General features: G+C 42.7%; 13 protein-coding genes. 2 read left to right on the top strand and 11 right to left on the bottom strand.

The annotated features are described in order from the left end of the window. The 11 genes from ACRQQK_RS08890 to ACRQQK_RS08840 all read right to left on the bottom strand — a co-directional run bounded on the left by ACRQQK_RS08890 (nt 1) and on the right by ACRQQK_RS08840 (nt 10375). Complete coding sequence (locus tag ACRQQK_RS08890; protein WP_457511054.1) at nt 1-405, bottom strand: hypothetical protein; 405 nt, start codon at nt 403-405, stop codon at nt 1-3. 17 nt (nt 406-422) lie between these two features. Further along, entirely contained in the window at nt 423-1364 is a 942-nt protein-coding gene (locus ACRQQK_RS08885; RefSeq protein ID WP_457511053.1) for a chemotaxis protein, read from the bottom strand. A 37-nt stretch (nt 1365-1401) separates the two neighbouring features. Continuing rightward, nucleotides 1402-2379 carry a helix-turn-helix transcriptional regulator gene (locus ACRQQK_RS08880; protein ID WP_457511052.1) on the bottom strand — a complete coding sequence of 326 codons (978 nt, stop codon included), beginning with the start codon at nt 2377-2379 and terminating at the stop codon, nt 1402-1404. Nucleotides 2380-2738: 359 nt separating this feature from the next. After that, nucleotides 2739-3212 carry a DUF2947 domain-containing protein gene (locus tag ACRQQK_RS08875; RefSeq protein ID WP_457511051.1) on the bottom strand — a complete coding sequence of 158 codons (474 nt, stop codon included), beginning with the start codon at nt 3210-3212 and terminating at the stop codon, nt 2739-2741. A gap of 9 nt (nt 3213-3221) precedes the next feature. Continuing rightward, a complete protein-coding gene (locus tag ACRQQK_RS08870; protein WP_457511050.1) occupies nt 3222-3812 on the bottom strand; it encodes an HD domain-containing protein in 591 nt (196 codons plus the stop codon). A 1-nt stretch (nt 3813) separates the two neighbouring features. Beyond that, a complete protein-coding gene (locus ACRQQK_RS08865; protein ID WP_457511109.1) occupies nt 3814-4392 on the bottom strand; it encodes a GNAT family N-acetyltransferase in 579 nt (192 codons plus the stop codon). Further along, complete coding sequence (tyrR, locus tag ACRQQK_RS08860) at nt 4392-5936, bottom strand: transcriptional regulator TyrR (RefSeq protein ID WP_457511049.1); 1545 nt, start codon at nt 5934-5936, stop codon at nt 4392-4394. The genes ACRQQK_RS08865 and tyrR overlap by 1 nt, the downstream gene beginning before the upstream one ends. Before the next feature lie 102 nt (nt 5937-6038). Continuing rightward, on the bottom strand, nt 6039-7061 hold the full coding sequence (locus tag ACRQQK_RS08855; RefSeq protein WP_457511048.1) for a YcjF family protein: 1023 nt from the start codon (nt 7059-7061) through the stop codon (nt 6039-6041). Further along, entirely contained in the window at nt 7058-8437 is a 1380-nt protein-coding gene (locus tag ACRQQK_RS08850) for a YcjX family protein (RefSeq protein ID WP_457511047.1), read from the bottom strand. The genes ACRQQK_RS08855 and ACRQQK_RS08850 overlap by 4 nt, the downstream gene beginning before the upstream one ends. Before the next feature lie 111 nt (nt 8438-8548). Further along, entirely contained in the window at nt 8549-8734 is a 186-nt protein-coding gene (locus ACRQQK_RS08845) for a hypothetical protein (protein WP_042487601.1), read from the bottom strand. A gap of 123 nt (nt 8735-8857) precedes the next feature. After that, on the bottom strand, nt 8858-10375 hold the full coding sequence (locus ACRQQK_RS08840; RefSeq protein ID WP_457511046.1) for a fumarate hydratase: 1518 nt from the start codon (nt 10373-10375) through the stop codon (nt 8858-8860). A gap of 177 nt (nt 10376-10552) precedes the next feature. On the opposite strand from ACRQQK_RS08840, the gene pabB reads away from it, so the two are divergent. Beyond that, complete coding sequence (gene pabB / locus ACRQQK_RS08835; protein ID WP_457511045.1) at nt 10553-11935, top strand: aminodeoxychorismate synthase component 1; 1383 nt, start codon at nt 10553-10555, stop codon at nt 11933-11935. Between the two features lie 87 nt (nt 11936-12022). Further along, a complete protein-coding gene (locus ACRQQK_RS08830) occupies nt 12023-12640 on the top strand; it encodes a CoA pyrophosphatase (RefSeq protein ID WP_457511044.1) in 618 nt (205 codons plus the stop codon). Nucleotides 12641-12867: the final 227 nt, after the last annotated feature.

Raw genomic sequence — 12867 nt, 5'->3', positions numbered from 1 at the left:
TTACTCCTTTTCAATAAGAGCATAGCCTTCTGCCGCGAGATCATTCATCGCAGAAACCCAACGCTGTATTTTTTTTGTTTCGTACTCATCAATAGAGAACTCTTTTGACAGCTTTTGCATAAAATCACTCTCTATTTGACAGACTTCACCATCCGCCAAAAGGATGCCATAAAGCTCAAGGAGAACAATTCGCTTACTTTTATTGCTAGATTTGGCAAGTACCTTAATTACAGAGTCAATATTGTCTTGCTTAAAAAGCGAATGTTCAGCCAGACCACATTCTTGAACATATGATTGGTAAATCATTTGTTCTTCAGCTTTATGTTCTCCATTTAGTCCTATTGAATATTTGGCCAGTTCAAGAAAATTCTTTTTTTCACCAATATTTAAATCAGATAAATACATCTGGTTTTTCCCCACTCTTAAAAAGTTGTTTCTAGTTGTTCTGCTTGTTTGCCCGTGTGGTCGTAGATAGTTTCAACTCTTTTATTGATTTCACCGGCATCGTCGTAGGTATACTCAAAAATAGTGTTTCCAGCATTATCGAATTCAGTACCTACACTTGGCTTACCATCTTCATTAAATATCATTTGATACTTTAATTTGCTGCCTGAGAAAGTATCACTTCTGCGTTTCACATTGTTTTGATAGTGAATATGAGTAACTTGACCTGTGTGCTTATCTTCAATTTGAGTAACTTTGCAATCACCCAGCTTCTTAATGAAATCATCAGTACTAATTTCTAATTCCTGGTGCTTTGCTAACTCGTTGATCAGACTCACTAGATTGTCAGCTCGTAGTTTTTGTACTTGGGTGGTTATTTGCTCTAGCAATGAAGTCATAGACTGCTTACTGGTGAACTCTGAACGTTCATTCAATTGTTTAAGAGTCATGAGCTGTTCTTTTAGGTTGTTATAGGATTGCCCAACTAGTTTTTCTACAAGTGAAAATTCTTCGTTTTGTTTTTTAGTTAAAGCCTTAAAAGATTCCTCTTGGTTGGCCTTTAGTTCAGAGAACGACATCATGACTTCTCCCTGTTGGGAACTCATCATTTTGCACAGAGATTGCCATTCTGCTCGATTTTCATCTGCATAATGAGCGTTCTGCTTATCAGTAATGGCTTGTGAAACTTGAACCTGTTCTTGTATTTGTTTGACTGCAACATTTAACTGCTCTGCACATTCTTGTGACAACTGACTGATTAATATTTCTTTATCATTTAAGGACTGAGACACTTTCGAACTCTCAGCAAGTAAAGCCAAATGCAGCTTATTTTTTTTGCTTATTGAAGCAATCTGAAGCAGTACAATCACAGACGTACAACCAACCAAGGTCCAAAATAATACTTCTAATGTCATTTCCATTTTGTTCTCTTTACCTCTTCTATTTACGAAAATATGTTCATTCTGCCCTATCGATATCACAGAGCATGACACTCCAAACTCTATCCCCAAAGCCACCTAGCCAATCTTTGAGTTGTTTGGATTTTACCGACGTTGCTGTAACCTTATAGTGGTCATCGTATTCTTCCATCTGCTGGTCTTCAGATAGAGGCGTTTCTGTTAGGTGAAAGCCAGCTTGCTTTGTGATACAAAACGTTACTTGACACTTTTCACCTTCACCGAAGCCAAAGCGTGCGTCTGCATCGTATTGACTTAGCTTAAAATCTTCTGGTCTATCGAACGAAAACGTCGAAACTGTTGCGTTCGTTATTCTATGTACAGCGACACTTCTTTCATTGTCGTAACCATGAAAACGGCAGACCAAATATAATCTTGGCCCTTGCTGTGCTAACGCTAATGGCATTACAGTTGCCGACTTATTTTCTTGTTTAGCGTTGTAATAATCGATGTCTAATAATCGGTTGTGATACAAGGCTTCGCTAACACTTTTAAAAACGTCTTCATCCAGTTTGGGTGGTAATAATGGCTGTATTTCACTGACTACCGCTACCTTTTTTAACCATTCACGCTCTTTGTTATTCTCTGTTATAGGATTTAATTGATATTTAGCTTCTTGGAAAAATCCATTTAATGAGGACGTTAAGTTTGCGGGTAATAAATGATTTAAATATTGCTGTGCTAAGGTTAATAATAATGCCTCTGGAGCAGATAAGCTTGGTAAAGACAAACTCTCGTTACTTTTACTATTTTTATCCCATCGGTAACCATATGGCTTAGAGCGATCATCACGAATAATGTCGTGCTGTTGACACAACATTTCTAAATTGCGCTGAATTGTTCGCTCTGAGCGCGCAATACCGGCGTCTAATAATTGTTGGTGAAGCTCTTGAGGCGTTACGCTATATGATTTGGGTATTCTTCTAAGTAGCTCATATGAAAGCGCTAGAGATTCTGATTTTGATGATCTTTTTGCCATTTATTTACTACATCTATATATAACCATTAAAACAATAAATAAGGTATTGATAAATAATATAGAGCAAAAACTCTATATTGAACGTTATACACAACAATCACTCATTTTATAAGAAGCGATTCACATATTTAATAATAATGTGAATTGCGACAATTTGTGACGCAAATAAACTCCCAATAGATAGGAATTGGCAACTTAACTAATAGGAATATTCTTATCTTATTTTTTGATATAGCTTTAAATTACTAGTTCTTTGATAACAGAGGCGAGCCTTCATTAGAAGGCATGCAATTATTTAAAAATATACTGCACATAAAAAAATCCGGCCGAAGCCGGATTTAAAATTCATTGAGCTGAGATTACTCATGCGTACCAAGTTTTACTTTGCCGTTGGTTTTAAACCACAGCGCTTCTTTGCGACGGCGACCAAGCAGAATAGGACCGTCATCGTAGAATAAGAAGTTCTTCCAGTGACGCTTAAATACAGACCATTTGGTTTCAATCACATTGTATTTTTCATAACAAAAATAGACAGTAACATCGTCTTGCCAGTCAATGTGTTCTAACACAGCTTGAGGTAGTGCTTCATCATCACTCTCCCACTCAGCCATCCAGTCTATTTCGTTCGACCAACTGTCTGCTTTGCTCGGCCAGTCTTGAGAGCTGAAACGCTCGGCATCTGGGCTCTGCGAGCTTAAGTTCTCTTTCCAATACTGAGCAGCGCGAAGTTGAGTCATAGGTTTTATCTGTGCCAAATCCTCTTCAGGAACGGGCATAGATTGATGGGTAAAAATCCATTTTCTTTGGTAATCATCCAAAGGCAAATACGACATGAAATGTCCTTAGGCTTTGAGCCATCCGTTTTCGGTGGCTTGTTCAATCATTTGCTGCGCATATTCCCACAGCGTATGTGAACCATCGTCAATACGTCGATTCACGGTTAATGCTTGTTGGCGAGTTACGTTGTTTTCTCTCCAACCAATCCCATGATTATTGAAATTCAGCATCATAGGAATCAATCTGTCGAGCGCTTTGGCAAATTTAGCATCCGCACTTACGGCGGATTCGAATTCACGCCATAAAGAAAACAGCTCTTCCGCCTGATCGTCTGGTAATAAACCGAACAATCTTTCAGCTGCAGCCAACTCTTTTTGCGCTTGCTCTTTTGAGGCTGCTGCATCATATACAAAGGTGTCGCCAGCATCAATTTCAACCATGTCATGCATCAATAACATTTTCAGAACCCGACTAATCTCCACAGGTTCATTCGCATGCTCTTGCATCACCAATGCCATCATAGCGACGTGCCAACTATGCTCAGCACTGTTTTCTAGTCTGTCTTCCGCACATTGGATACGGGTTCGACGCAACACAGATTTTAGTCTGTCCAATTCCAATACCAGATTGAGTTGTTGTTGCAATCGCTGATTCATATTATTCCTCTTTCCAATGCGCGTTAATCAGTGACATCAGGTTGTGGTCTTCCCACTTACCATTAATCAAAATGTAGTCTTTGGCATGCCCTTCATGCGAGAAACCCACGCGTTCGAGTACACTTTCACTGCGTTTATTGCGAGGAATGTAAGCCGCCATAATGCGATGCATATTCTGAAAAGAAAACATGTAGTTGCATGCCATTTGCAATGCGCGTGTCATGGTTCCTTTGCCTTGAGCATCGCAGGCAAGTGAATATCCAACGTTGCAGGTGTAGATAGGAAAACGATTTAAGTTACTGAATGAAATAGTGCCAAGCATTTTATCGGTCTTGGCATCAATAATCAGCAGGTAGTAACCCAAAGAAAGTTTATGTACCTCGGTGAGCTTAAGTAGTCTCTGCTGCCAACCTTCTGCAGTAAAGAAGGCTTCTTCACGCGCAGGGTCCCATGGCTTTAGGTGTTCTCGGTTCTCTTTGAAGTATTGAGCAATACGTTCAGCATCATTGAACTGAGCGGTAACCAGTAGTATTTCGCCATCAGTTTCATAGACTGACGTTGGCGTGCTGTTCGATTCAATCAACGTTTCTTAATTCCATAATCTCGAAGCTTGTTGGCGACAGAGGTGTGTGACACATCTAGGCGCTTAGCCAGTTTGCGGCTTGAAGGGAAAGACTGATACAAACGGTCAAGCACTTGAGCTTCGTACTCTTTCATGATGTCGTCCAGTGAGCCATCAAGATTGATATTGGTGACACCCACATTGTTGCTTTCCAACTGTGGCAAATGGAAAAGTTCAGCAGTAAGTACATCGTCCTGCAACTCAGTAAGCGCACGTAAAACCATATTATCTAGCTGACGAATATTGCCCGGCCATTGATACAAAGCCAGTTGATCGAGCAAACCTTCGTTCAGTTTCGGCTTAGCCATACCGAGTTTTGCAGTGTGCTTGGCAACAAACAGTTCCAACAGAGGCTGAACATCGCTAGGACGCTCTCGTAACGGTGGAATCGTCAAAGTCAGTACATTGAGACGATAGAAAAGATCCTCGCGGAACTTGCCGGATTCTGCCAACTCAGCCAGCTTATAACGTGTAGAAGCAATCACACGTACATTGACATGGATTTCGTGTTCTTCACCAACGCGGCGGAAAGTACCATCTTGCAAGAAACGTAGCAGCTTAATTTGCAGATGAGGACTCATTTCACCGATTTCATCCAGCAGTACTGTGCCACCATTTGCTTGTTCAAAGATGCCTTTATGACCTTGCTCGTGATTGAACGAACCCGGAGCATGACCAAACAACTCAGTCTCAGCCACATCATCAGGCATAGAAGCACAGCTTAAAACTAAGAATGGATGATCGGCACGGTCTGAACGATTATGACAAGCTCGGGCAAGCATCTCTTTACCTGTACCCGTATCCCCTTCGATCAACAGCGGCTGATCGAGCATCGCAAGCTTTTTCGCTTGTGTGATAAGTGCCTTATGGCGATTCGATATCCCAACAAAATGCTCGAAACCAAGGTTGTTGTGCAGAGAAAGCTGAGTTTCAGTTGCAACACCCGTGACTCGAGGACGAATGATCATCATAGCGCTGGCAAAGGTCGATTCTTTGGATTCGCCAGTGATGTACACCGGCATCATTTCCATTAAGTAATCCAGACCATCTAACACGATCTCTTCGCGCAGACGGGACTTGCTGCCTTCTATCCAACGTTGGAAATTGAAATTTGGTAACAGAGTTGAGATGTGTACACCATTCATATCGCCAGTGTCTCTGTTAAACAGAGACAATGCAGAATGGTTTGCCATATCGACAGAGCCTTTAAGGTCAATAGATAGCACCGCATCAGGCAAATTATTCAATAAGGAAATCAGTTCCGTATTGTGCCTCTCCATTGGCATAAACTGAATTTTACGTACGTCTTTAACACCGGAAATTCTACGAATTTCAGCCATTAATTCACTGAATGTTTCAAAATCAATGTCCGGACAGTTTAAGTAAATGATTCCAGAAATATCGATTTCGATACCACGTAAATCAATATTTTTAGTGGCGAGTATGTCGAGGAGTTCTCGAGTCAGACCAAGTCTATCTTCGCAAAATACTTCAAGGCGCACAGAATGATTTCCCAATAAGAAAGTGTCACGAAAAGTTGACAGTAGTTTCTATCAAGGGCTGAAATGCGTCAAGTAATCTGTGTACCTAGAGCGAGTTTTCTCTTATTTCACGGTTAGCGCGGTGACTTTCGTAACGATTTGTTTGCGTATTGCGCTCAATTTTACAGCGCGATCTTTATGCCAGGGTAACGGACGTAACAATGTCATTGCTTTTAAACCTAAACGTGCCGTTAAGATGCCCACACCGATCCCCTGCCCTGCACGCGCCGACACTTTGCCCGCTAAATCCATAGAAAGCAGATCCATACTGGCATCGATAACCAGTTCACTTGCCCCTGCGGCTGCCATGTTAACCAATACAGATTTAAACAGTTTCAACCGAGACCAATAGCCAAGTTCAACACCATACAACTGCGCAAGCTGATCAATCATGGTGAAGTTGCGCCAAGCCACCAGCAACATATCTGCAATGGCCAATGGACTTATCGCCACTAATGCTGCCGCTTCGGTTGAGAACTTGGACACTAGCTGAGTGGCTTTCTTATCTTGTTCGCTCACCACCATAGCATCATACATATCTAAAATTTCAGCATCGCTATGACTGTCACTAACGCTGTTTTTCCAGCGTTCATAAGCAGACGACGTAGGTAGCACTCCACCTTGTTTTGCCAACGACTCGCAAAACGCTTCCCCCTGCCCCACAACGTCTTTGGTCATTAACGCTTCCGCTTGTTCCTGAGTTGAAAAATGATTTCTCAACTTGCGGAGTTTCCAAAGCTCTCGACCTATCGCTCCTAGCCCTAGTGATGCTAGCGTAGCTATAAATCCTGTCCAGCCAAGGCTTAACCAATCTGATGTTTGAACCGCCTGAATCACAGAGTCTATCGCCTGCCAAGTAACAAGACCGCCAAAGCCTACTAATAAGCCGGAAGCCAACCAGCGACGACCACGTTTAGGTCGGATAATTTGTTCTAGTTGCGTTTCGATATTGCTTTCTTCAATCTCAGTGACTGAAGGGACGAACTTCTCTTGTTCGGAAAATTGTTTTTGCGCAGTAAGTTCGACTTTGTCGTTTTCTTTGTCCAACGACTGAGTGAAGACTTGTTTGGCTTTTAAATCGCTCATTGCAGCTTATCTCCAACCAAAGTATCCAACGCTTTGTCTACGCGAATATGCTGACAAGGCTCATCATGATTCATGCTCGCAGGTCGAAACGAAGTGAAATCGAAACGGCTCTTTTGCCAAAAGTCTGGATTTGGCAACTTGTTTGGCACTTCTCCTGGGTACAAGGTGAGCGACTCTCCCGCTTCAGTCAAACCCTGAATAGCCGGAACTCTACCTTCACTGGTATCAATATGTCCGGATTTGGTTGCGCGAACTGATGCCATGCTAATACAGCTCATCTCAATGTTTTCATATGCCGCTGACTGCCAAGCAGGATGAATCATCTGCTGAAGCAGCGACACTAGGTTTCCATATTGATCGGGTGTTATGTGGTCGGCTTTGGTGGCCGCAAACAGCACTTTATCGATCTTGGGAGAAAAGATGCGTTTCAATAAGCCATTTCTGCCATAACGGAAGCTATGCATGATTTGTTCAAGCGCGCTGCGCATATCCATAAAGGATTCGTGACCATCATTCAGCGGGGAAAGACAATCGACCAGCACGATTTGACGATCGAAGGTTGAGAAATGGTGTTTGTAGAAGGCTTTAATAACCTTGTTCTGATATTCCTCATAGCGCTTTTTAAGCAGCGATAAAACACTGTGTTTACCAGCCTTGGTCGCAGCTTCAATAATTCGGCATGGGAAAAATTGCAGTACAGGAGCCCCTTCCAGCTCTCCAGGTAAGACAAATCTTCCAGGCTGAACCCAATGCAACCCAGACTCCTTACATTTGTGAAGATAGTCTGTATAAAGCGAAGCAATGTGCGCGAGTGTTTTTTCATTCGCTTCTTCACTCAAATCGAGTTTGTCTAGCTCTTCAAGCCAAGGTTTCGCCAGTTCGGCTCTAATGCCATGCATAGCATTGAATTGCTGTGCAGACCACGTAGCAAAATCCAGCTCAAGCATCGGCAAATCAAGCAGCCACTCCCCCGGATAATCGATAATATCCAGATACAGAGTCGATGTACTGCTCAATAGCTTTTTGGTCCGTTTCTTAGTTTTGTACTTGATAGCTAAACGAATTTCACTCACATCGCGAGTTGGCACCGGCCATTCTGGGGGCATAGATTGCAGTTGCGCTATTGCTTCGTCATAACCAAAACGCGGCACCATTAGATTGGTTTGTGGGACACGTTTTGCGCCGATAATTCGCTTATCTCGCGCTGCCGCTAGCAATGGCAAGTTATCGTGCGTAGACGTATGTAGCAGTTGATTCACCAACGAAGTAATAAATGCGGTTTTGCCTGCACGGGATAGCCCCGTCACGGCTAATCTCACATGAGCATCTAAACCACGATTAATTAAGTCATTCACTTCTTGGCGAATTCGCTTCATTGACAGTCTCCCAGAAAATCTTTAGCGCATCATGACGTTGTTAATCTTAATACGAGATGAATAAAAAAGCCCCTGAATAAAATCAGAGGCTTAGTATTCGTTTTTAAACGGTTAATCTTCTTCAATCAACTTGTAGATAACAAACAGTGCGATTTCTAACATCACGAACAGCACGCAAGTAATCGTTACGTACTTATCATCAAAGATACTGATCCCATGAAGAATAAGGTCGTAGCCTACAAAAGCACCGATAACCACGGCTATGAGGATTTGAAGAATTTTTATAAAGCGAGGCATCATGCTCTCCTGACGTTTCAATAAGTTAACAAGCCAATAATTATTAAAGCATTATATAGACAAAAAGTGCCGCTTTCGCCGCACTTTTTGTGATTTATTGGTCAATATTATCTTTATTAAGAATTACTTGGCAGCTTCAGCGATTTTTACGCGCCAAGTATCCGGACCAGTTTGGTGTGCGTTTGTACCCGTAGAATCAACCGCAACAGTTACTGGCATATCTTCCACTTCGAACTCGTAGATCGCTTCCATACCTAAGTCTTCAAAAGCAACCACTCTGGCTTTCTTAATCGCTTTAGCAACAAGGTAAGCTGCGCCACCCACTGCCATCAGATAAACCGCTTTGTGTTTCTTAATCGATTCAACCGTTGCAGCGCCACGCTCTGCTTTACCAATCATACCCATAATGCCTACTTCTTCCAGCATCATGTCAGTAAATTTATCCATACGCGTTGAGGTTGTTGGGCCAGCAGGACCAACCGCTTCATCACCCACAGCATCAACAGGGCCGACGTAGTAGATAAACTTGTCTTTTAGATCGACACCTTCAGGTAACTTCTCGCCATTTTGCAGCATTGTTTGAATACGCTTATGCGCAGCATCGCGGCCCGTTAGGATTTTGCCTGAAAGTAATACCGTTTCACCCGTTCTCCAAGACTGTACTTCTTCTGCCGTCACAGTATCTAGGTTAACTCGACGAGTATTCGAACCCGCTTCCCACGTAATTTGTGGCCAATCTTCTAGCTTAGGTGGCGTTAGTTCCGCAGGGCCTGAACCGTCAAGCGTGAAATGTACGTGACGCGTTGCTGCACAGTTTGGAATCAAACATACTGGTTTAGACGCTGCGTGTGTCGGCGCTGTTTTGATTTTAACGTCAACAACGGTTGTTAAACCGCCTAGACCTTGCGCACCGATACCCAATTTGTTGACACGGTTGAAGATATCAATACGCAGTTCTTCTTCCGCATTTTGTGGGCCACGAGCAATCAGTTCCTGAATGTCGATGTGCTCCATTAAAGATTCTTTCGCCAGTACTGCCGCTTTCTCAGCCGTACCGCCAATACCAATACCTAACATACCCGGAGGACACCAGCCAGCGCCCATTGTTGGCAATGTTTTCTCTACCCATTCAGCAATATCGTCAGACGGGTTTAACATAACCATTTTTGTTTTGTTTTCACTACCGCCGCCTTTAGCTGCGATTTGAATTTCAACTTTATTACCCGGAACCATATTGATATGCACTACCGCTGGCGTGTTGTCTTTGGTGTTAATACGTTTACCAGCAGGGTCCATCAAAACAGATGCACGTAGTGGGTTGTCCGGATTGGTGTATGCCTGACGAACCCCTTCGTCCACCATTTGTTGAACTGTCATATCAGTAGAGTCCCACTGAACAGCCATACCAATGTTAACAAAGCAAGTTACGATACCTGTGTCTTGACAGATAGGACGGTGGCCTTCTGCAGACATGCGAGAGTTAATCAAGATTTGCGCGATAGCATCTTTCGCAGCTTGGCTTTCTTCTTTGTTGTAGGCTTCTTCTAGGGCTTTGACAAAATCTAGCGGGTGATAGTAAGAAATGTATTGTAGAGCATCAGCGACACTACTGATTACGTCTTGTTGTCGAATTACCGTCATTGCTTGCCTCTTTTATTGTTATGCTTCCTTGAGCTTTAAAGAGCTTACCTTTGAATCAGAAAATTGCATGGAATTGGTGAGCCCATCAAGTGGCTTTATGATACTCTTGCTTTCCTCAACGCGCCATTCGGTGAACGGTCTCTTTGTCACAAATTACTAAAATGACAATTTATTAAAATGAATAACAACGAACAAAAAATCATTCAGTCAAAAGCACTTACCTATCATACGGATATTGCCACTCAGCTGTTTTCAAATGTAGAAAATCGCCCTTGGGCCATGCTGTTACGCTCTGCTTCTGAGACACATATCGACAGCCGCTATGACATTTTGGTGGCCAACCCAATAGCCACTCTCACAACCACTGGTGAAGAATCCATCATCACTGAACCCTCCGGTGTAACTTCATCTTTAGATGATCCATTTGCACTGCTCGCTACTTTGCAAAATCAGTATCTGCCTAAGCAAAGTTATAGTCTGAGCCTGCCATTTGTTGGCGGTGCAGTTGGCTATTTTTCATATGATTTAGGTCGTAGAGTCGAGAAGCTCCCTACGCTTGCCAAACACGATATCAATATGCCCGATATGGCGGTGGGTATTTATGAGTGGGCGATTGTGGTCGATCACCACAGCAAAACGGCTCAATGGGTTGGCGTAAACTTAGATGAGGCGCAGCAGTGGCTGGAAATGCAAGACAGAGACTGCCAAGACGAAAAAGCCAAACAAGCATTCTCTCTTACAACGGCATGGCAATCGAACATGACACCGGAAAGCTACGCTGAAAAGTTTGCGCAGGTTCAGGAGTATTTGAAATCTGGAGACTGTTATCAGATCAACCTCGCCCAACGTTTTGAAGCTCAATACGAGGGCTCTGAATGGCAAGCGTATCTTAAGTTAGAAAACCACAACCAAGCACCCTTCTCTGCCTTTATTCGTACTGAAGACGGGGCAATTTTAAGTGTTTCGCCAGAGCGTTTCTTACAGCTGCGCGGAGACGAAATCGAAACCAAACCGATTAAAGGCACCCGACCAAGAAGCCAAGATAAAACATTAGATAACGCTTTTGCATCAGAGCTTGCTCATGCGGAGAAAGATCAAGCCGAAAATCTGATGATTGTTGATTTGCTGCGTAATGACATTGGTCGTGTCGCCGCGCCGGGCTCTGTTCACGTTCCTAAACTGTTTCATATTGAGAGCTTCCCAGCGGTTCACCATCTTGTTAGTACCATTCGTGCCAAGCTAGACAGTCAATATTCGGCTTGTGACCTACTAAAAGCAGGCTTTCCGGGCGGCTCCATTACCGGAGCACCGAAAGTGCGTGCAATGGAAATCATCGAAGAACTCGAACCTCATCGTCGCAGCGCTTACTGTGGTTCCATTGGTTACATTAGCCGACACGGGCAAATGGACACCAGCATTACAATTCGCACCCTAGTTGCCCACAATCACAAAATCTATGCTTGGGCTGGTGGCGGTGTGGTTGCGGACAGCCAATGTGAATCAGAATTTCAAGAAACATTAGACAAACTGAGCAGAATTTTGCCTATATTAGAAAGATAAATGAAATACTAGATAAGTCTCAGCCTAATACTAAGACTTATCTGGTTGTCTTTTCTAATGTCATAGAAATAAAACTATTGAGTCAGCATGAAAGCAAGAACACCGCTCACTAAAACGGAGCTAATACAGCGATTCCAACTTCACCAAACCGTTGATTATCATGTTGAATCAACGCGTCGCTATGACAAAATTCCGAGAGATTCACTACGCAAAGCTTCCGTACTGATTGGATTTGTGCAAAGGGAGAATGGGTTGAATATTGTTTTGACCAAGCGAGCAGAACATCTCAAACATCATCCCGGTCAAATCAGTTTTCCGGGAGGAAAATACGAAGATGGCGATCAAACCCTATATAGAACGGCGATACGAGAGGCAGAAGAAGAAATTGGAATTACAGCTTCTGAAATCGAAACCTTTGGTCAGTTGCCCGAAATCGTCACCATCAGTAAGTTTTCCGTAACGCCTATCATGGCTTTTATCAATCCAGACTACCAGGCAACAATAGATCCCAATGAAGTTGAAGAGGTATTTGAAGTCCCGGCCGATCATCTACTGGACAAAAACAAACTCTATTCGGGTATTTTTCAGGTTAAAAGTCAGCCCCACCGAATATTTGCTATCCCTTATCAACGGCATTTCATTTGGGGTATGACGGCACAAATCATCCAAGCTTTGCAACGCCACATTAACATCTCCAACAAATGACCTTATATCATTAACCTTAATAATGCTTTTTATTTAAGCAACAATCGATAACGGTTAATTAAGCATAACTTTATTATTAGTTTTTCTAATCAACTCCAGCAAAATAACTCATGTGTAGCACGTGTTTTTCGTGATCTACTTGTTATTTTGAGTAAACAACTCATCCATCGAACTCTTGGTGTGACTTATATCAACTATTTTTGCAACGCAAACAAAGAGAATTGCGC

Source organism: Vibrio sp. C8 (assembly GCF_054051265.1).
Note: the sequence above shows the minus strand (reverse complement) of the source record. Positions and strands in the feature narration are given on the sequence as shown.

Coding starts and splice junctions, on each gene's coding strand:
- ACRQQK_RS08890 (WP_457511054.1), bottom strand. CDS start 405: ATGTATTTATCTGATTTAAATATTGGTGAAAAAAAGAATTTTCTTGAA.
- ACRQQK_RS08885 (WP_457511053.1), bottom strand. CDS start 1,364: ATGGAAATGACATTAGAAGTATTATTTTGGACCTTGGTTGGTTGTACG.
- ACRQQK_RS08880 (WP_457511052.1), bottom strand. CDS start 2,379: ATGGCAAAAAGATCATCAAAATCAGAATCTCTAGCGCTTTCATATGAG.
- ACRQQK_RS08875 (WP_457511051.1), bottom strand. CDS start 3,212: ATGTCGTATTTGCCTTTGGATGATTACCAAAGAAAATGGATTTTTACC.
- ACRQQK_RS08870 (WP_457511050.1), bottom strand. CDS start 3,812: ATGAATCAGCGATTGCAACAACAACTCAATCTGGTATTGGAATTGGAC.
- ACRQQK_RS08855 (WP_457511048.1), bottom strand. CDS start 7,061: ATGAGCGATTTAAAAGCCAAACAAGTCTTCACTCAGTCGTTGGACAAA.
- ACRQQK_RS08850 (WP_457511047.1), bottom strand. CDS start 8,437: ATGAAGCGAATTCGCCAAGAAGTGAATGACTTAATTAATCGTGGTTTA.
- ACRQQK_RS08845 (WP_042487601.1), bottom strand. CDS start 8,734: ATGCCTCGCTTTATAAAAATTCTTCAAATCCTCATAGCCGTGGTTATC.
- ACRQQK_RS08840 (WP_457511046.1), bottom strand. CDS start 10,375: ATGACGGTAATTCGACAACAAGACGTAATCAGTAGTGTCGCTGATGCT.
- pabB (WP_457511045.1), top strand. CDS start 10,553: ATGAATAACAACGAACAAAAAATCATTCAGTCAAAAGCACTTACCTAT.
- ACRQQK_RS08830 (WP_457511044.1), top strand. CDS start 12,023: ATGAAAGCAAGAACACCGCTCACTAAAACGGAGCTAATACAGCGATTC.